Origin of the sequence: Dysgonomonas sp. UBA7710 (genome assembly GCF_002482385.1) — a bacterium.
GTDB lineage: Bacteria > Bacteroidota > Bacteroidia > Bacteroidales > Dysgonomonadaceae > Dysgonomonas.
Window position 1 is genome coordinate 143,529 of sequence record NZ_DLFW01000047.1, and the last position, 21,624, is coordinate 165,152.

Here is a 21,624-nt window from a genome sequence, read left to right on the forward strand (position 1 = left end):
ATTATTGTTGCATAAAGTTATTCAATTATAGATATTTTTTCATATTGCCGGTTTATATTCAGAGTAAGCCTCATCATCATTCCTTCCATACAGAGACTCCCGCCGCAGGGATATCCTTACTACCAATCACATATTTTGTGGTTGCGGGCAAAGGCAGCGAATATATTTTGTCCGCGTAATTCACTGCGATTCCAAAGCCGTCACGATATTCGATATGCAATCCCGCAGGCAAATCCGCTAATGGAATATTTAGAATGCCATACAGTTTTTTCAAAACAGCCTTTTCCATCTCCCCTTTTTGAGAATCCACACCTACATAAGTAACCGTGCCTTTACCCAAACGATGAAATACTATTGCAGGACTTCCTTCATAAAAATCGCCCTCATATGTAGCCCATGTGTCAGTATTTGCTTCGGGAACCAATATTTCGCCCCAGCTTGTCCAATCATATTTACGGCCGTCGAATACTATCCGGTCGGGAGTCCGGGGTTGCAGCAAATCGTAAAAATCAATCTTTGCTCCTATCAAAGAATAGATAGGTTCGCCAAAAGGAGCCTCAAACAATTGTCCGTTGCGTGTTTTATGACCAGTGCGACTCGTTAAAACCAGATTTCCACCTTGCTCCACATAGTTCCGCCAACATTGTACCAGTTCCCTGTCCAGCATCTCATATGCGGGAGCGATCATTACATTATATTTCGAAAAGTCGTTTCTTTCATCTATAAAATCAACAGGCGCCCCAAAGTTCTTCAATGCATTGTAATACTTGTCTATATGCTTTTCCGTATCCCATTCGGATGTCTGCCTGTTCCGCTGCATTTCCCATGTGTTTTCATGGTTATAAAGTATAGCAGTACGACGTTTCTCATAACTATCCGGATTTTTTGTACTACCCTTATATTCTTTACGCAGTTGCGCGATCTCCTTTATAAACCGGGAATATTCCAGTCCGCTTTTTGTAGGTGTCACACCATCCGGGCCAACAATACCATAGTGATAAAGTTCCGTTCCGTATATCGGCTGACGGTAGCGATAAGTACAAGTAAATTTGCTTCCTCCCGCAAATACATGCCACAACCACAGCCTGACTGCTCCGGGCAATGGCTGCGAATTTATCCTGCCCCAGTTCACCTGTCCGGGTTGCAACTCCATCACTCCATACACCCCGTCTATAGTACGGAAAAAGTCATTTGCCTTTGCTATTCTTTCCACCGGCCCTAAGCGATAACCTTTGCGCCCGATACCATAATCTTCACCAAATACCATATAGCGGGTATAGGAGTGGAAGTCCAGCTCATTGCTTTTCCTTAAATGTCCTTCACTATATTCGGGAATGTAGTTAGTAGTAATCCATTGTTGCGGATTCGCATATTTACGTATAAGCACCGCCTGCTCATCCAGAAAACCAGCCATTTCGTCTGTTGTAAAACGATGGTAGTCGAGTATTTGATGAGAATTCATAAACATCTGGGATAGACGCGGAATATTTATCTCCGAAAAACCGGAATATACCTGACTCCAGAATGCTGTACCCCAGGCCTTATTTACGGCGTCTATTGTCTTATATTTAGCTTTCACATAATCGCGGAACCGTTGCTGCGCATCCTTTCCGTAATCCTGTGCCGGACGTGGTTCGTTGTCGAGCTGCCAGCCCATTATACGTTTGTCATCCCCATAATGCTGCGCCAGTTTCTCTATCATCTTCATCGAATATTCCCGATAGAAGTTATTTGAAACCGAGGGGTGCTGGCGTGCGCCGTGATCCATCTTCGTGCCGTCCTCATGTTCTATCAGTACATCAGGATGCCGGCGTACAAGCCATACGGGAGGAGTAGCCGTGGATGTACACATAATCACTTTCAAGCCGTTTCTATCAGCAATATCCACCGCTCTGTCAAGCCATGCAAAATCATATACACCTTCCTCCGGTTCAAGTTGCGCCCATGCGAATTCGGCATAATGCACAAAATCGAAGCCGAGCTCCTTTATTTGTTTCAGGTCGCGCTCCCATTGCGATTCGTCCCAATGTTCCGGATAATAATAAGTTCCTACTATCGTAAGGTCTTTCGGATTAAACCTGTCCGGATTTTGGGCTGTGAGGCCAAGCCCTAAAAGCAAAAGGAAGGTCAATAAAAACGTCTTCTTCATGGTTGTATTTTTCTTAATTCTTTTATTGTTACAGGGCCTAATAGTCCCGACGGAACAGGGTTCCACGTATCGAAACGCACATCTTTATAAGTGATGCTTACAAAGTTGATTTCCCGGAATATGCGCCATTCGATACCCTGCTTATCATAGCAGGCAATACGGTTGGCAGGCAGGTTGGTAACTTCAATCTCCAGTGTATTCTCGCCATTGACAAGCAATTGCCCGATATTCGTTTCGAATGGTACAGCGAACAGTGTACTTGCATCCTTCCCGTTAACACGCACCCTTGCACTTTCACGGACATCACCTAAACACAAACGGTATTCTTCATTTGCATGTTTCTTAAAATTGAATTTTATTGTGTAGCAGGCAGTTCCCATATTCCTTTTAAGGTCGTCATTATCCAGTTCCGTCCATGAGCCTAATGTATGTAATTTGAAAGTCCCCTGAATGGCCGGCTCACTTTCTACAAAGTTCATCTCCCATCCGTCTTTCAATTCCGTTTGATTCCCTGCCGGTTGGTAATAATCCCAACTATCCGTTGTTATTTTGGTGTTAGTAAATGTTTTCAGGATAATGGATTCCCCCGGTTGCAACTGCATGTAAACTTCTGTTTTTCCATCCCGCTTTCTTAAAGCCGCCTTGCCTTTCTGTCCGGTCATAGGATCAAAGAATATAGCACTTTCGGCATCTACACCCAAAGTCACCCAGTCGTCTACAGGTTTATTTTTCAGCATAGTAAAGAAATAGTGATATCCGGTAGCGTTCTTACGGCGAATAAGCTGCCCGCCAAGTTCAGACACAAACATTTCTTTGTCTGCCCCACATGCCGGTAATATTTCCCCATAGTCATTTCCTGTAATAATTTTCCCTTTACCGAATATATTCACAGAAACTTTACCAAATGAATCTATGGCCGGAAATGATTTCATTACTGAAGTAAATTTTAACCGTCTTTCTTCCAGATTGGATAATCCCGGAACATCGGAAGGATACTGTTCGGCAAAAATAACGGTAGCACCTTGTTCCGCCAGTTTCTGAATCCAGGTCAGTGTTTCAAGCGGGATTAGTTTTGCTGCCGGAAGTATAAGGGCTTTATAAGTGGTTCCACCTTGCGTCTTCAATAATCCGTTTTCTATGGTGGTTGTTTGTATAAAACGATCCGAGATATAGTCCAGATCATAGCCTTTAGCCATTATTTGTTCCACAGCCCCGCAAAATTCAGGAAGACGGTCTCGCATTCCATGTATGGCAAAGGTGGTAAAATAATTTCCGCGTTGCCCTTCCCAAATATCATACATTGGCAAATACAATAAGAAGTCGTTATCCGGAGTCCCTTCCTGTAAAAACGACTGTATTCTTGTGATATAACTAAAAAACGCAGGGGCATCGCGCCAGATGGAATTTGTCGGGGACATATCCACCGAAGCGTAAAATTTCCAGCCCGGCCAAGCCGCATCTTTAGGTGAATAAGTAGAACCATGGAAGTAAACGTGATTTACACCTGATGTAAATATCTGGTCGATCTCCGGCTTACACTGCGATAAGGATGTGCGGAAATGCTCTGTCAGCCAGGTGAATGTTTCGGATGAAGTGTATTTTTTACCTGTTATATGTGCAGCTGACGACGCATATTTCAGCGTGGTAGGATCTCCGTCGTTCTCTTTCCGTATAGAATCTTTACGCAGATAAGGAATATCAAAATCTGTTATACCGAAAGATTCACATTCGGGAATATCTACCGCGGCATATAAATCCAGCAAGTTCGCAGGTGACCCATGAGCCTGATTCTTTGTAGTCGTATTATGTAAATGCGCCCATGTAGTCCATGCTTGAGTAAAGTTTTCCCGCAACATATCTCCGACAGTTTCACGATAATCGCAAATGACACGTGCAGAAACATCTGTCGCTCCATCTGCCAGCAATTCAGGGAAATAGTCCTGTAGTTTATATCCACGCCTGCGCTCGAACTGATCGAGTAGATCCGGAGTCCAATCCCCGCCATATACTTCATACGAATCGTTGAAAAAGCTATGAGGAAATGATGTTTTATTATCCGTAAAAGCCTTGTCAAACTTGCCGAAATAGCGTTGTACCGCGTCTGCATCGAAATGGTTGAGGACATAACCCTGTCCGCCGGGCGCGGCACGTTTTACCTGTTGGAATGTTTTTCCTATAAACAGAGCAACCAGTTTGTAATTATCGCCGGCAGGTGCGATCCATATCAGTTTTCCGTCAGAACCTACTTTGTCGGTTATATCCAGTTTCTCTCCTTTTGAAGAATAAGCGATCAGTTTGCTCAGATAAGCAACTTCTTTTTGCTTTTCATCTTTTACCTGAATAGATTCTTTCAGTTCCTGTCCTCCTATTAGTTCATATTGCTGAAAAATTGCTTTGGTTGCTGCATCTTCAATTGTAATTTCAGGCCCTCCGAACGGCCATCCCGTGCCCATATTCATATCTACCGCCATCCCCAAACGGTCGGTTTCCGATTCGGTAAAAGCTAACATTTGCATCCATTTTGGAGTCAGATAATTGATATAATGGTTTTCACGGCCTTTAACTCCATAGATAGGGGTAATTTCCACACCTCCGATTCCGGCCTTACTCATCTCCTCCAGATTGTAAGTCAGATTCACAGAATCAACGTCGCTCCCCATCCACCACCAGCGGGTCCACGGCTTTGCTTCTTTTGTTACTTCGGGCCAGTCGGTTATGACTTTATCCTGAGTACAGTTTATTAATGTTGCCAACAATAAAACTGCCGCTAATATTTTTTTCATGTTATTATCTTATAATGTTTTTCAATTCATCCGGAGCATCTGTTGTATGCGTATTGATACGCTCGCCTTCATTCCTCACCAAGTCCTCTATTACAGACAGTTGCACTGACTTTTCGGGTACAAAATGAATTGTGTTCATATAGTTTATTATCGAGTAATACAGCTGTCTTGCCACAATACGCCTATCTGGTTCAGTCGTAATATCGGCGCTGCAGACCATCATTTTGCCATTCCCTACGTTGGCTTCAAACAACGTCCCCAATTTACGGTTGATAAACCATGTATCGATAGGCTGAATGATCGGCTGGAAACCGGCTGGAAAATTATTCATCTCCATCACCTGCCCTTTTTGCACCAGCTCCCACCACTGTAATCCGGTATAGAAGTCTGTAGGAAAATCTTTAAATACAGGATGATAATTATTTATCAATGAGCCTTCTGTATGTGGCGGGCGCATTTTGAACCATGAAGTATTCCAGAACGAAGGGGTCATATATTGTACGACATCTTTGCCCTGTTCTACTTCTCCCGCTAAAAGCAGAAGCACTTTACCACCTTTATCCAATACGCTTTTTGTTTGCTCGTCTATCCGATTGGTTATGTGTATTTCCGAAATATCTATTTCCGGTAACTGCGCCGGATATACCCAGAAATCCCAGTTATTGGAAATATCCGTACAATCGAACGATATCTCAAGATTTAGTTTCTGTGCTTTATCGATTGATTGAAGCGCAAAAGAGACTGTGCCCAACTGCTGACAATTACCTATCTGAATATCTTTAGGTGAAAGTTGTCCTTTTGCCAGTATTTTCCCGTAAGTATCCGTTATCCGCCACTTAGCCGATTGTTGTCTCAATACATTCTCTCCAAAATGAGCAATTTCGATATGGGCGGTCATTGTCTCATCATTTTTAAACGTAAATTTATCCATGCGGGACAATAAGACGGTAGGTGCACAAAACTTACGGAATTCGTCGGCATCAATATATCCTTTTTCTTCCCAAAAGGCATTCAATACGCCAACCAGGGCAGTACCCTGTCCCGAGTAATCATTCAGGCTCAATAATTGAAATCCTGCATATTCTGGTGTACGCAGTGTCTTTTCTATTTCGTGTTTATAACATAATGCCTGTAATTTACCCGAAGCCATCAGGAAATCATAAGCCAAATCTCCCATGTGCCTGTCGGCCAAATCTTCACGGAACAATTCAAAATTACGGGCACGCATTACCCCTGTATATTTTTTTATCTCCGAAAAGTCGGGAAATACACACCATTGCCCTGTTTCGTGCGATACATAGGGCTGTTTTACCGTGTCTATACGTGACAAATAATCCGATTCCGATTCCGGTTGATTATCCCATGCAAGCCCTCTGGCTCCCGCTTTCACATGGAACTGATTGTGAGGCTGCCAAGCCCAGCTATTCCCCACCGAAGCACCTGTATAAACACGTCTCGTATCCGCTTCTTTCCAATAATCGACAAATTTACTTACCCATGGCACCCAACGCCCCCGGGGTTCATTGCCAATAGCAAACATACAGAATGAGGGATAATTGCCATATTGCTTCACTATACGTCCAGCCTCTTTCCACAGATAATCATCTACAGGACGGCCGTCGCCTAAAGACGAACCATGATTAGGCCAGCTGGGTCCCTCAGGTTGCAAATAAAAGCCGACTAAATCAGCTGCTTCCATTGCTGCTTCAGGGGGACAAAATGAATGGAAACGCATATGATTAAGCCCGAAACTACGGCAAATACGGAAAATCCTTTCCCAAGAATCCACATCCATAGGAGCATAGCCTGTAAGGGGAAAAACACAATTTTCGACAGTTCCGCGAAGCATGGTTTTCTGACCATTTACATAGAAGTATTTCCCCTCTATCATAAACTCACGCATACCAAAGCGGACTTCTTTTGTATCTGTTCCTTTTGACGTCTTCAATGATACTAATAATTTATACAGGTTGGGATGAAACTCATTCCAGGTAAGCATTTCATCACCCATAAATAATTCCAGTTCTACCTTTGTAGACTGACTTTTAGCCGTATAATTTTGCAGAACCGGCTCTACCGTATGTACTTTCTCTCCATTGTAGCTTTGCGCTTTAAGTGTTATCTGCCCCGATACCCGGCCTACAATGGTGAGTCTTACCAATGCCTTCTTATTCTTCAGGTCGGGATATACCTGTACATCGTCTATATAGGTAACAGGAGTAGATTGCAGTTCCAGTTTGCCTACTATTCCGTTCCAGTTTCCTTGTGTCTGGTCGGTTATGCTATGTGAATCTTTGCCTACATCTATATCTTTTGTACGATTGTCGATGCGTAAAGTAATAGTATTACTTCCTGCTTTAAGGAAGCTACTGATGTCAAAAACATGAGGAACGGAAAGAGAATTATCCGTACCTACTTCTTTTTCATTGATCCAAAGGCGGGATTCTGTATGTGGACGCTCCAAAAACAAAGTAATCCGTTCTCCCTTCCAATCTGCCGGAATAATCACATCTTTCTGATACCATGCCGCACCGACATAGTATTTTACAGGAGTGAGCCAAAATGGGAGTTTAAGGTTATCCGGATTACGGAATTTTTCTAATCTCGGATTGAAGAAAAACGAACTGTCGTATATACTGGCTGTCCATTGCGTAGTAAGCGTGACATCGTCCCCTTTGTAATTTTCGGTCATGGAACCGGGCAGATAGATATTATCGTTAAGTTTTTTACTAAACCATTTTTCTTTTTCCCCTATATCAGACCTGTCTATCTGAAACCGCCACCTTCCTTCTAAATTTATCGTTCTATTTTGAGCCTGAGATATCAGGCAATTTAATAAAAATAGCGTGCTGAGTAATATGGAAACGTATTTCATGGTTTTTCCCCGGTTTTATATTTTAAGGTGAATTCATACTATTACATGATACAAAAATACCGTTTACATACAATCGGACATATGTAATTTCATTCAAAAACATATAGATTTCGACAAAATTGACATAAACAAGACAAAAGGCACAGATGTTTTCAAGGTTTATTTATATCCGGAATACAAAGCTGATAAATACGATATTAATTAAAGTCCGGTAACCTATTATTCAAACCGGAAGCTAAAATCACACTGACAAAAGATAAATTTTTAAAAATTAATTTCCTTAAAAAGAATAATTGTTTTACTTTTGCACTCACCAAACGACTCCGTAGCTCAGTTGGTAGAGCAAATGACTCTTAATCATTGGGTCGAGAGTTCGAGCCTCTCCGGGGTCACAGAAAGCTATAAAGTTTGAAAGATAACTTAAAGCCATAAAAAAGAAAACTCTCAGAACTAACATCTTGAGAGTTTTTTTATTTCTATATCATAAAATACACAAAAAGACCCCTCAAAACAGATAGAAGAAATAGTTAACACTATTAAAAATGAAAATGTTATACCTGATTATTGTCTGCGTTGGCCTTTACTCTGAGACTCTTATTTTCTTTATCTCATAAGGAGATTTTGGATTGTACTGCCTCAAAATCATTTTTAACAAAAAAATCGGCTTTATTTTAATATCTTTATTTTCCGTATTGTAAATAATGCTAATTGCCATGAAAGAACACTTCTTGTTATATATAAAATCTGTAATCATACTTTTCTCCGGCTTGTTAATGAGTATCTCATTAGCAGCAACAAATAACAGGCTGGATTCGTTGCTGAATGTTCTCGATAACGTGATAAAGAATGAAAGCCAGTATACATTAAAGAAAGAGGAAAGGATACAAAATCTGAAACTTGTACTTCCCAATACTATTAAGCCAGAAGATAAATTTAGTCTATATAAGCAGATTTTTACTGAATATGAAGCTTTCATCTGCGATTCTGCATACCATTATTCTGTTTTATGCCTGTCATTAGCTGAGAAGGGAAAAAATATATTCTGGATAAATGAAAGTAAACTTCAAATAGCCAGTACCCTGACTATATCGGGCATGTATCCCGAATCTGTCAGTTTGCTTGAATCCATAGATAAACCGAATTTGAGCGAAGAGCAGCTCATCGTGTATTATACAAACTACTACCATGCCTATAACGAATGGGGTGAGTATGCCGAATACAGTTATGCAGCAAAATACAAACAACTTGGAAAAGCATATCAGGATTCAGTATTATTGTATGTAAAGCCCGATAGCTTCGAACACACGATGGAATATGCATGGAGATATATGGAGCAGGAAGAATATGACAAAGCAAAAAAAATATTACTCGCATACTTACCAGAAATAGAGCCCGATACACGCAATTATGCCATGATAACTTCTGTCACCGGTATTCTTTATTGGTATTTCGACGATATTGAAAAACACAAAGAGTATCTGGCTATATCTGCCATTGCCGATATAAAAGCAGCTGTAAAGGAAAATACATCACTGAGAAGTCTGGCTAACGTGCTCTTTCAAGAAGGTGGTGAACTGGAAAGGGCAAACAGTTATATAAAGAAGAGCATGAGCGATGCCAATTTCTACAATGCAAGGCTGAGAAGTATACAAATATCAAAACTGTATCCTCTGATCGAAAATGCTTATCAGTTGGAAAGAGAGCAACAGGAAAGAAGGCTTCACATTTTATTGATTGTAGTCAGCGTTTTATCTGTATTACTTATTATTACCATTATTTATATCATCAGTCAATTTAAAAAGTTGTCCGAAGCGCGGAAACAGACACTGATTGCAAATGAAAAGCTAAAAGGTAATAATAAAGTATTGGCCGAGGCCAATCATATAAAAGAAGAGTATATCGGGCGTTTCCTGAACCTTTGCTCAATGTATATAGAGAAAATGGAAAAGCATCACCGGACGCTGAATAAAAAAGCGAAAGAAGGTAATCTTGATGAATTGTATAAACTCTTGAAATCGAATAAGTTTATTGATGACGAACTGAAAGATTTCTATAATAACTTCGATAGTGCGTTTCTCAATATCTTCCCTGACTTTGTCAGCCAGTTCAATGCCCTTCTAATTGACGAAGAAAAAGTAATTCCAAAGCAGGACGAAAAGCTGACAACCGAACTAAGGATATTTGCCCTTATCCGGCTAGGTATTACTGATAGTCAGAAGATAGCCGAATTTCTACGCTATTCGATTACTACTATTTATAACTACCGCTCAAAATACAGAAATAAATCTGTAGTTTCCCGCGACGAATTCGAAAATGAAGTAATGAAGATAAGTTCTTTCTGATTATTTTTCTCAAATCTCGTTTTTAACCGATTTTCCTCTTTTAAAAGATATAGAAATGGATACTAGGGCTTTAGTATCCATTTACTTTTTCGCCACTCTACTCATCGTTTAAATATCAAGATATCAAATATTTATACCAGACCAATATTTACTTTTCACTTCACTCAAAAAAATGAAGTTCAGTTCTTCTATACATTTGTAATACACTCCGTAACATACACCTCTTGTTTATTTTTTGCAAAAAGAACCAGTATTAATATAATTAGAACTAAAAAGAAAGATTAAACCTAAATCTATGTTATTATGAATCTGAAAAATTACAAACAACATTTTCGGGCTTTCCTATTCTTATTGCTGATGATAGGAATCAGTCAGGTATCTTATGCTCAGGGTAAGAGCATAAGCGGTACGGTAAAGGATGTAAACAACGAGCCCCTTACCGGGGTTAGCGTAGTAATAAAGGGAACCACTACCGGAACTGCGACAGACGAGAATGGAAATTATTCCCTTATAGCCGGGTCTAATTCTACACTCGTATTTTCTTTTATTGGTTTTATTCCGCAAGAAGTTGAAATTGGAGACAAAACTTCGATCAATATCACTCTTGAGGAAGACAATCAGATGCTGAAAGAAATCGTAATCATCGGTTATGGTAGTATGGAAAAAAATAAAATTACCAGCGCCATAACCAACATTAAGCCCGAGGATTTCAATAAAGGGAATATTAATAATCCGGCCCAGCTTCTGCAAGGTAAGGTTGCCGGCCTGAGCATTGTTTCTCCTCAGGGAAATCCGAACGGGACATACAATATCCGTCTGCGTGGATTATCCACTATTGGAGCCAATACCCAGCCTCTGGTCATTATAGATGGAGTCATAGGTGCCGAACTTAGCAGTGTAGATCCGAATGATATTGCCAGTATGGATATATTGAAAGATGGAGGAGCGGCAGCTATCTATGGGACACGTGGTTCCAGTGGGGTTATCATTATCACGACCAAGACAGGATCAAAAGATCAGGCAAGTGTAAGCTATAATGGCTATGTAGCCATGGAAAACATGGACAGGTCGTTGCCTATAATGAGCCGCAGTGAATATCTCGAATATGGCGGAACCGATTATGGCGGCGATACCGACTGGATGGATGAAATCACGCGTACAGCCCTTTCGCATGTGCACAATGTATCATTATCGGGTGGAACACAGAAATTCTCATACATGGCATCCCTTAACTACCGCGATGTAGAGGGTATTGTTCACAACACAGGTTACGACCAGTTGAGCGGACGTTTGAATCTTTCTCAGAAAATATTGAATGACAGACTTACACTTAGTCTGAATCTTGCGCTTGCATCCAAAAAGGCAAAGATGGGATTCGATGATGTATTCAGGTCGGCTATCATTATGCCGCCTACGGCACCTGTGTATGGCACAGGTGAAGAATATGACCAATACGGGGGATATTTCCAGAATCGTGCACATGAATTGTACAACCCGATGGCTATTATCAATCAGAATATAAACGACCAGAAAACCACTCGCGTGACATACAATGCACAAGCCGATCTGAAAATTATAGACGGACTATCAGCTACAATGCGTTTTGCACAGAATAATGAAGATATTACGAACGGACAATATATTAGCAAATATAGTCTTTACGGTAGCGGTATAGACCGTCAGGGATTAGCCTCGCGCAGTACTTACAATAATAAAAGCGACTTATTCGAATTTACAGGAAACTATCTGAAATCGTTCGATAAACTGAACCTGAACGCTTTATCCGGATATTCATATCAAAAATTCACATCCGAGCATTTTTATTTACAGGTAGGTAACTTCCTTACCGATGGATTTTCTTACAATAACCTTGCAGCAGCAAGAGACCTTGCCGATGGAAAAGCAAAAGCTGAAAGCTTTAAAGAATCGAGCAAACTGATTGCATTCTTCGGCCGTGTAAATCTGAGTTATGACGATACTTATTTCCTGATGGCATCACTCAGAAGGGAAGGTTCTTCCCGCTTCGGGGAAGGTAATAAATGGGGTAATTTTACAGGAATCAGTGCAGGATTGGATGTATCCAGAATTATAAATATTCCTTATCTAAACCAGTTGAAACTGAGAGGTAGTTATGGTGTTACAGGAGCATTGCCTGCACAGAGTTATCTGTCGAAACAGATTTATGGTCCCGGCTCTTCTCTGGATTACTACCTGTACAACGATAAATTTACGCCGGTATATTCTCCGCAAAGTAATCCGAATCCTGACCTGAAATGGGAAACAAAAACAGAAGTAGACTTCGGTATCGACTTCAGTATGTTCAATTCGCGATTGACCGGAACTCTTGATTATTATAACCGGAAAACATCAGATGCGCTGATTACATTGAATGTACCCGTTCCTCCGAATCTGTATCCTACATCGGTACTGAATGCAGGTAAACTGAGAAACAGAGGATTTGAAGTGGGATTGAATTTTGAAGCTATAAAGACAAAAGATTTTTCGTGGACTACCCGTCTGACCTATTCTACAAACAGTTCGAAGATTATTTCCTTATCGATGGGTGACATACAATACGGAGTAAGGGAAGTAGGAGGACTACCGGCTCCGCTGACAGGAAATGTGGTCAGAGTGCAGGAGGGAAAACCTCTCGGCCAAATGATAGGATGGATATATGAGGGAGTAGATGCAGATGGAAATTACATCCTCAAAGACCTGGATGATAACGGCGTAATTAATGAAAAGGACGTAGATGTTATCGGGCGGGGTATGCCTAAGGGCGAATTCGGTTTCGGAAACACATTCACCTATCATAATTTCGACTTCAGTTTCTTCTTCAGAGGCGTATATGGTCACGATCTGGTTAACTTGCACCGTACAATGTTCGAGCAGGTATCCCGTATCAGTACATATAACCTGATAAAAACAAAACATTTTCAACCGGAATACAAAGGACCTGTTGCTTATAACAGTCACTATGTAGAAAATGCATCTTTCGTCAAATTAGATAATATCACATTGGGCTATAACTTTAAGTTGCCCAAAAATTCGGTAATCGAAGCAGCAAGAGTATATGCCACAGGGCAAAATCTGTTCTATATCACAGGGTATTCGGGCGTTGACCCTGAACCCCGATATTCGTATGACAATAATGTACTGGCTCCGGGCATCGAACCTCTGAACAGCTGGGTGACTACCCGTACATTCACTTTAGGCGTTAATCTTACTTTCTAAAACAGACAATTATGAAAAAAGCATATATATTAAAAACAATCGGCTTATACATGAGAAAATCGGTTGTGGCAGCCGCACTGATTTGCCTTTCTCTCAGCTACTCGTGTACAAACCTGGATGAAACTTTATACAGCCAGTTGGACAATGATAACTTCCTGCAAACCGAAGAAGAAATATCTTCTGCTCTGGGAGCAGCGTACAGCGGATTAAGGACTTTTCAGAAAAACGATCATATGTGGACAATATATTGTACGACCGATGAAGTAGCCGTGCCGGGAAGAACCGGTGGCGACTGGGCGGGTGACGGACAAGACCAGCAAATGACAGATCACAAATGGATTGCTAATAACCGTTTCTATCGCGGGACATGGGAAGCCTTCTTCGCTCAGGTAAATACGTGTAATCGTCTTATCTACCAGTTGGAACAAATAGACCCTGCTAAATACGCATCTTACATCTCGGAAGTGAAAACGATAAGGGCTCTCTGGTATCTGTGGCTTATAGATATGTGGGGCAATGTACCTATTGTTGACAGGTTTGATGTACCGAGCGGCTATCTGCCTTCTACGAACACACGTAAGGAAGTGTACGATTTTATAGAGAAAGAAATAAATGACAATATCGCAAATCTGACAAAGGACAAGTCAAGCCTTACCTATGCACGTGCCGATTACTGGACGGCAAAGGCAATACTGGCAAAGTTATACCTTAATGCAGAGGTATATACCGGAACACCACAATGGCAAAAATCGTTGGATGCCTGTAATGAGATTATCACTTCGGGTAAGTTTTCATTAACCAATACATACAGAGAAAATTTCATATCTAAGAATGAAGGTTCATCCGAAGCTATTTTTGCCATACCATTTGATGATATATACACCGAATGGGGTTGGATTCTGCCACTTGTTTCGTTGCATTACTCCAGTCAGCAGACATTCAATATGACAAATGGCCCCTGGAACGGATTATCGGTACAAACAGAATTTTTCTATATGTATGAAGACAATGATATCCGCAAGAGTGACAACTTCCTGTGGGGACCACAATACAGTTCTACGGGAGAGCCTATAACCGATAGCGGATACGAAAAAGACCTCGATCCCGATGGACCTCAGGTAAACTTTACACCTGAATTTGTATCCCTGTATAATACTATCCGTCAATCGGGTGTACGTATCAAGAAATGGGAGATAGAAATGGGTAGTAACGGATTCCTCAACAGCGATTTCTTCCCTTTCCGTTATTCGGATATTGTGCTGATGAAAGCTGAAATACTGTGGCGGATAAATCCTGCCAGTACTGAAGCTTTGACGTTGGTCAATCAGTTCAGAACCCGCGCAGGAGTGACTCCGTTCGATGCACTGACAGAAAAAGACTTACTCGAAGAACGTGGACGGGAACTGTTTATGGAAAGCTGGCGTCGTTCCGATATGATCCGTTTCGGTAAGTTTAATGACCCTACCATCTTTAAACCGTATAAAAGTGAAGAGTTCAGACGTTTATATCCAGTTCCGAAAGATCAGTTGGATGCAAATCCCAATCTGAAGCAAAATCCGGGGTATTAGTATGTGGTAAATTACTTAAAGTTTTAGGTTTAAAGGGAATAACACGGCCTTTTATTGATTTATTCTCCGGATAAGGCTGTGTTATTTTCAATACGAAATATAAAAATAGATTGTTATGAATATTCAGCATAAAATAGTCATGTGTATCCTGTTAATCATTGTATTGTCATCCAATATCTTATTATCTGTCGCGCGTGACAGCCCTTTTACCCGAAAAGGTACAGGCCCAAAATATTGGATTGCTTACGAACATTGTTGGGTAACCAATGCAGCTATACCCGAAGCCAGATGGAAAGCCAATATAGATTGGATGAACCAGCACTTCAAATCGTTCGGCTACGATATGATCTGCAATGATGGATGGATAGAAGCTGCTCAGACTATCGATGAGTACGGATATATTGTAAAATATAACGATGACTGGGAGCACAGTTTCAAATACTGGGCAGATTATCTTGCCCAGCGCGACATGAAACTAGGTGTTTACTACAATCCTATGTGGATGACAAAGGCAGCCTACGACCACAATGTGACTGTGAAAGGAACGAATTATAAAGCACAGGACATTGTAGGCCCTATCTCTTTCAACGAGCCTTTGTATTGGGTAGATGCCGACAAGGCGGGAGCAAAAGAATGGATACAGGGATATGTAAACTATTTTATCGAAATAGGAGCTACATACCTTCGTATAGACTTTCTTGAGAATTATGAGAAAAATTACGGAACAGCCAAATACATACAGGTACTGGAATGGATTAAAGAGGCTGCCGGAGACAAAATATTTCTTAGTCTGGTAATGCCTAACTGTTTCGATCACGGACGTAATGAAATCACCTATGGCGATATGATCCGTATCGACGACGATTGTTTCGACGGAGGATGGGAGTTTATCAGCAACCGCCGGCGCGGACAACAAAAAGCTATATGGCCGCAATATGGTAATGCTTTTGATGGTTTCATCGGATTTGCCGATATCGGAGGGCGCGGGCAACTGATTCTCGACGGCGATTTTATCCGGCTGAATACAATGGCAAACGACAAAGAGAGAATGTTCCTGTTTTCGCTTATGGTAATGGGTGGTTCGGCACTGGCTATCGCCGACCAGTACGATACTATCGGCGAAAGTACGTGGGTATATCAGAATACCGAACTGCTGGCACTTAACAATCAGGGATTTGTAGGTAAACCATTGAGTTACGATCACAAAGATATTGCAGCAAGCTCTACATGGGCCGGACAGCTACCTAATGGTGACTGGGTTGTAGGCCTTTTCAACAGGGAAGAAACAAAACAGATAAGAAGCATTGATTTTTATCGAGACCTGGGTATTACAGGAATTGTGGAAAATGTAAGGGACTTATGGGCACATGCTGATCTGGGTGCGATGTCGGGCGGTTATTCCGTAGAATTGGCTCCACACGAATGCAGGATTATAAAGATAAAGAACAATTCTTTGAAATATGAAGCCGAGTTTACTTCAATGATGGGTGGTGCGAAAAAAAGTATTTCAGATTTCAAATATAGCGGTTCAGGTTATGTGGATGATTTCCAAAATACTGGTGCAAGCATATTATTGGCAGTAGAAGTTCCTGCTAAAGGAGAATACACATTACAAATAAGATATGCCAACTCTGAAAAAGAATCCGGTACGGGAAGTGTTTACATCAATGACAATAAGATTTCTAAACAAATGGGATTTCCTGTTTTGGACAAAAATGAATGGGGTACTGTCAGCACGAGAGTATCGTTGGTACAAGGGATTAATTTTATTTCCATACAGAAAGATAAGGGAGATAACGGACTCTTCTGTCTTGATTATTTACAGATTGACAAATAATATTATAAGATCAACAGCATTAAATGTAATCATCTTATCTGCCTTATAAAAAAAGCCTTGCATTGCAATTGAATAAAATAGGTATTCAGCTGCAATGCAAGGTTTTCAACTAAAGATACTAAAAGGAAACAGTCTTAATATCCTTTGTTTTGTGACCAATTGGTATTGGTGTTCAGAATATATTTTGGAACAGGGAAGATACGGCGATAAAGTTCTGTTTTAGCACTCGGATTGATGATATGTTTATAACCCCAGTCATCTTCAAACTTACCGAAACGAATCAGATCATTACGACGCCAGTTCTCATCGGCAAATTCACGGGCACGTTCATCAAGAAGCTCATCCAGCGTCGGATTCTGGGTAACTTTCGGAGCATGAACATAATCACGAATCTGGTTCATAAGGGACATAGGAGTGTCCCCGTTAGTAGCAGTAGCTCCACGTAAAATAGCTTCTGCTTTCATTAACAATATATCTGCAAAACGGAAGATAGGCACATCATTACTTTGATTACGGCTCTGAGAGGCTGTCGTTTTCAGGTCCATATAGAACTTGATGGAACGATAACCCTGCGAACGGCCACCATGAGCTGTATTGTCAACCGGCATAGTTTCATCCAAGGCGTTTAATTTAATAACTTTAGTTAATGTTACTTGCTGTCCGCTTACCATCCATGGGGTAGTAGTGGCTTTGTAAGTACTAGCAGAACGCACATATAATGGTCCGCCAATAATTTGCTCGTTACGATCATCGCCTGCCAGATTAAATTTGTCTACAAATTCGGAATTAATCGCAAAACAACCGCCTACACTACTCGGCAAATTTACTCCATAGAATTCAACGTTACCATTACGGTGCGTCCAAAAACGGGCGTATGTCATACCTTGCTGAGTTTCGCGATCGAAAGGCATAGCATAAATGAAGTCTTTGATATGTGCCCCGTTTTCCGAATTAAATTTAGACATATAGCTATCTGTCAGGTCAAATTTACCGGAAGCAATAATGTCGTCACAGAATTTCACCACATCATTTAGCTTATTATTCGCCATTGTCGGAGTATAGGTAGCCACATCACCGCAAGTATAAACGGCCCAGTTCAGATAGAGTTTTGCCAACAGGGCATCGGCCATCCAGCGGGTAGGCTTTCCATATGTAGAGATGTCAACATTCGTAGACAACAGATCGATGACAGCCAACAATTCCGATTCTATGAACTGAGCTATATCAGCACGGGGCGAGCGGTCTATCGCCTCGTCTTCCGCCAATATACGATTCAGCAAAGGTACATCACCATAGCTATCCATCAATACCCAGAGGTAATAGGCACGGACAGCACGGATAGGCGCGGTTACAGCAGCTTCATCCCCTCCCATTTCTGCAATCAGTCCATTACAGGTTGTAATGCCCTGTGTAAAATTTTCCCAATAACCAATTGTAGCATCATCCGGTGTCCAGTTATGCAAAGCCATATGATTATAACGACCATTGTCGTAATAATCAGAACCATTAAAAGAAAAAGACATAGTTTCGTCTGAAGACAAAGTCTGAGCGTGATTATAATCACGTCCCAACGGGCCGCGCATAGCAAAATAAGCATTGGCCGCTTTTGCTTCCGCAGCAATCTCCGAATCAGGAAACTCTGTATACTGTGATTTAATATCTACATCGAGATCCGTACAGCTTGCTGCTAAAACCAGCAGAGCAACTGTCATGAATGATTTTATATATTTAACTTTCATATTCATAGTATTTTAGAAATTGACATTAACTCCGAACATAAAGGTACGCGTACGCGGGTAAGTCTGACGATTGTCGATACCCGGTTCTATACCACCCAAATTCACCTCCGGATCAAGACCTTTGTAACCTGTAATAGTAAATACATTGTTGCAGGTGGCATAAACGCGAAGTCCTTTGATGTAATCATTCATACGGCCAAAGTTATATCCCAAGGTAAGGGATGACAGACGTACATAGCTACCATTTTCCAAATAGCGATCAGATGGAGCATGAGAGTTGTTATCAGTTACCGGATTCTCATCTGCGATAGAAGCCAATACATTCTTACCTGCTGTCACGTTACCGATATTGCTCAGGTAAGCGCGCGAAGCATTCAGTATTTTGTTACCGAATACACCCTGAAAGAATGCGGTCATTGTCCAGTTTTTGTAAGTGAACGTATTGCTCCATCCTGCATTCAGTTTCGGTTGTGCCGAACCTGCTTTAGCACGGTCATCGTATAAAGGCTTGCTGGTAGTCACATACTCTCCGGTTTCATTATCGATATAGCGTCCATCCTCCTGTTTCGTTACTTTACCTTCAAAACCTCCCTGATCTTTGTAGATTTCAGTCAGGCTGCTTTCACTATATACATAAAAATTTGAAACTCCATCTTTAACTCCCGCCCATTTCCAAAGGTAGAACTGGCCGATAGGAGAGCCTTCCATCACACGTTGGTTGGTTGCAGTCGCAAAACCTCCGGCATCAACATTCGCTTTGTCGAAATAGTCGACAGAATACATGCTATTGGATAATTTAACAACCTTATTTTTATTGTGGGAAAGATTCAATGACGTTTCCCAGCTAAAGTCATTTGTTTTCACGGGCATTGCATTGATCGTTAACTCAATACCTTTATTACTGATTTCACCTACATTGGTAGTCAGCCAGTTATATTGGTACTTGGTCGTGGAAACTGCATAATCGGCAATAAGATCTTTTGTACGCTTATCATAGTACTCTATAGTACCACCCAGACGATTATTGAAGAAACCAAAGTCTAAACCTACATTGAACATGCCTGTACGCTCCCATTTCAAATCCGGATTAGCATTACGGGTAGCACCAAGTATATGAATCTGCTCTGATTCACCCGTCGAGGTCAAATGATCGTACCAGCCTGTTGCACCGTAAATCTGGGTAGCAGTAAATACATCAAAACCTAATGAATTACCACTGACACCATAACCCATACGCAGTTTTAAATCGTCAAATATATTCAGGTTCTTGATGAATCCTTCTTCTGAAAGACGCCATGCCAAAGAAACGGAAGGAAAAGTTGCCCATCGGTTGTTATTACCGAACGCAGATGAGCCGTCACGACGAACAGTTGCCTGGAATAAATATTTACTGGCATAAGAGTAATTGACACGGCCGTAGAATGAAATCATGCGCAGAGTAGAAAGTGCCCAGCCTCCAAGACCATTCTTGTCAATCTTATTTGCCATACCCATATTGTGGTAAGTCAAATCATCGTTATAATAATTATAAGTAGTCAATTGGAAACCATCGTTATCATTTGATTCTTCCCAGGAGTAACCGCCCATTAAACCAAGTTTATGAACATCTTTGAATGTTTTGTCGTAGTTCAGGTATGTTTCAAAAACTTTCTTTTTATTGGTTACAGAAGAGCGTTCGGCCTTACCATCCATACCGTTAGCAATCAATGACTTGGTAGAGTTGTAATTACTATAGATATTTTGTTCATTCTGATAGGCCAGACTTAAATTATAAACCAAGCCGTCTATGAGTTTCAGCGAGGCCTTACCATTTCCCTGAATGCGTTTGCTTTCCGTGTCATAGATATTTTCATTAATCAAAGCTACCGGATTGTAGTTCTGAGAGATACCGCTATTTTCGTACCAACTGCCGTCATCATTTCGAACGGGTACCAACGGAGAGTAATAATACATGGCATCCAATACGCTCTTTCCCTGAGTATCCATCGGAACAGTATGATTGTTGGTTACACTTGTATTGATATTGAATGACAGAGTGAGACGGTCTTTCAAGCCTTTAGACTGGACAAATGCACGTCCAATCAGGCGATCCATATCTGTACCTCTGATAACACCCTGACGTTCCATATAATTGATACTGGTATTGTAGGTAGTCTGTTCGGTACCTCCACTGATAGAGACATTATGATTGTGGCTGAAACCCGTACGTTGTACTTCATCCTGCCATTTGGTATCAGCGCCTAAATCGTTGACCAGCTCGATACCTCCCGATTGCGCATAACTACGAAGTTGCTCAGCATTCATCACATCATAATTCTTCATCACATTATCAACTGCTACATAGGCGCTGTAACTGATGCTTGTATGTCCGGCCTTACCTTTCTTAGTAGTCACGATAATCACTCCGTTAGCCGCTTTCGATCCATAGATAGCAGTTGCTGTGGCATCACGGAGAACATCTATACTTTCAATATCGTCCGGTGAGATCAGAGATAAAGACATCCCCGGAACACCATCAATTATATAGTAAGGTTCCATCGCTGCTCCGGTACGCAAGGTGGAAGCACCACGCAGTGTGATGGAAGGAGAAGCATTCGGGTTACTGCTTTGGGTAATCGTCAGTCCGGGGACTTTACCTTGTAACAATTGAGCAGGATCCGAATAAACGCCTACATTCAGTTTGTCAGCTCCTACCGTAGTAATAGAGCTTGTCACATCTTTACGCGTCATGACACCATAACCAACGACCACGACTTCATCGAGAGTTTTGGTATCTTCTTCCAAAGTAATGTTGATTACATTCTGGCTAACTTTTACTTCTTGTTTGGTAAAGCCAATGAAAGAAAATATGAGGGTTTGTCCTCTTTCCGCTTCAATTGTATATTTACCGTCTACATCAGTAATATAACCGATTGTTGTACCTGCCACTAATACATTGGCGCCTGCCAGCGGTTCACCTGTCTTATCGGTCACTGTACCGGTCACCTTGTTCTGGGCAAATGCCAAGGTACTACTTAGCAAGAGCACAACAAAGAGCATTCCTTGTGTAAATGTTCTTTTTCTTTTTATTTGCACATTCAGCATAAAATAAAGTTTT

General features: G+C 41.1%; 9 protein-coding genes and 1 tRNA gene. 5 read left to right on the forward strand and 5 right to left on the reverse strand.

The window, feature by feature from the left end; genetic code table 11:
- Positions 1 to 76 precede the first annotated feature (76 nt).
- The 3 genes from B3317_RS16255 to B3317_RS16265 are packed head-to-tail and all read right to left on the reverse strand — an operon-like array spanning position 77 to position 7,807.
- The gene (locus tag B3317_RS16255) at positions 77 to 2,149 is read right to left on the reverse strand and encodes a beta-galactosidase (RefSeq protein WP_291113506.1); all 2,073 of its coding nucleotides are present in this window, start codon (positions 2,147 to 2,149) and stop codon (positions 77 to 79) included.
- On the reverse strand, positions 2,146 to 4,932 hold the full coding sequence (locus tag B3317_RS16260) for an alpha-L-rhamnosidase (protein ID WP_291113508.1): 2,787 nt from the start codon (positions 4,930 to 4,932) through the stop codon (positions 2,146 to 2,148). Before B3317_RS16260 ends, B3317_RS16255 begins: the two co-directional genes overlap by 4 nt.
- A 4-nt stretch (positions 4,933 to 4,936) precedes the next feature.
- Complete coding sequence (locus B3317_RS16265) at positions 4,937 to 7,807, reverse strand: exo-beta-1,4-galactosidase (protein WP_291113510.1); 2,871 nt, start codon at positions 7,805 to 7,807, stop codon at positions 4,937 to 4,939.
- A 319-nt stretch (positions 7,808 to 8,126) separates the two neighbouring features.
- On the opposite strand from B3317_RS16265, the gene B3317_RS16270 reads away from it, so the two are divergent.
- The 5 genes from B3317_RS16270 (at position 8,127) to B3317_RS16290 (ending at position 16,788) form a co-directional block, all read left to right on the forward strand.
- Positions 8,127 to 8,199: transfer RNA gene (locus B3317_RS16270), tRNA-Lys, on the forward strand.
- 321 nt (positions 8,200 to 8,520) lie between these two features.
- Positions 8,521 to 10,149: a DUF6377 domain-containing protein gene (locus tag B3317_RS16275; RefSeq protein ID WP_291113512.1), complete on the forward strand. Its 1,629-nt coding sequence runs from the start codon at positions 8,521 to 8,523 to the stop codon at positions 10,147 to 10,149.
- A 303-nt stretch (positions 10,150 to 10,452) separates the two neighbouring features.
- A complete protein-coding gene (locus tag B3317_RS16280; RefSeq protein ID WP_291113514.1) occupies positions 10,453 to 13,383 on the forward strand; it encodes a SusC/RagA family TonB-linked outer membrane protein in 2,931 nt (976 codons plus the stop codon).
- Positions 13,384 to 13,394: 11 nt separating this feature from the next.
- On the forward strand, positions 13,395 to 14,951 hold the full coding sequence (locus B3317_RS16285) for a RagB/SusD family nutrient uptake outer membrane protein (protein WP_291113516.1): 1,557 nt from the start codon (positions 13,395 to 13,397) through the stop codon (positions 14,949 to 14,951).
- Between the two features lie 115 nt (positions 14,952 to 15,066).
- A complete protein-coding gene (locus tag B3317_RS16290) occupies positions 15,067 to 16,788 on the forward strand; it encodes a CBM35 domain-containing protein (RefSeq protein WP_291113519.1) in 1,722 nt (573 codons plus the stop codon).
- A 134-nt stretch (positions 16,789 to 16,922) separates the two neighbouring features.
- Here the strand turns inward: B3317_RS16290 and B3317_RS16295 are convergent, their stop codons facing one another.
- Together B3317_RS16295 and B3317_RS16300 are read right to left on the reverse strand one after the other, a co-directional pair.
- Positions 16,923 to 18,533, reverse strand: a complete 1,611-nt coding sequence (locus B3317_RS16295; protein ID WP_414647515.1) for a RagB/SusD family nutrient uptake outer membrane protein — start codon at positions 18,531 to 18,533, stop codon at positions 16,923 to 16,925.
- A gap of 6 nt (positions 18,534 to 18,539) precedes the next feature.
- The gene (locus tag B3317_RS16300) at positions 18,540 to 21,611 is read right to left on the reverse strand and encodes a SusC/RagA family TonB-linked outer membrane protein (protein WP_291113525.1); all 3,072 of its coding nucleotides are present in this window, start codon (positions 21,609 to 21,611) and stop codon (positions 18,540 to 18,542) included.
- Positions 21,612 to 21,624 lie beyond the last annotated feature (13 nt).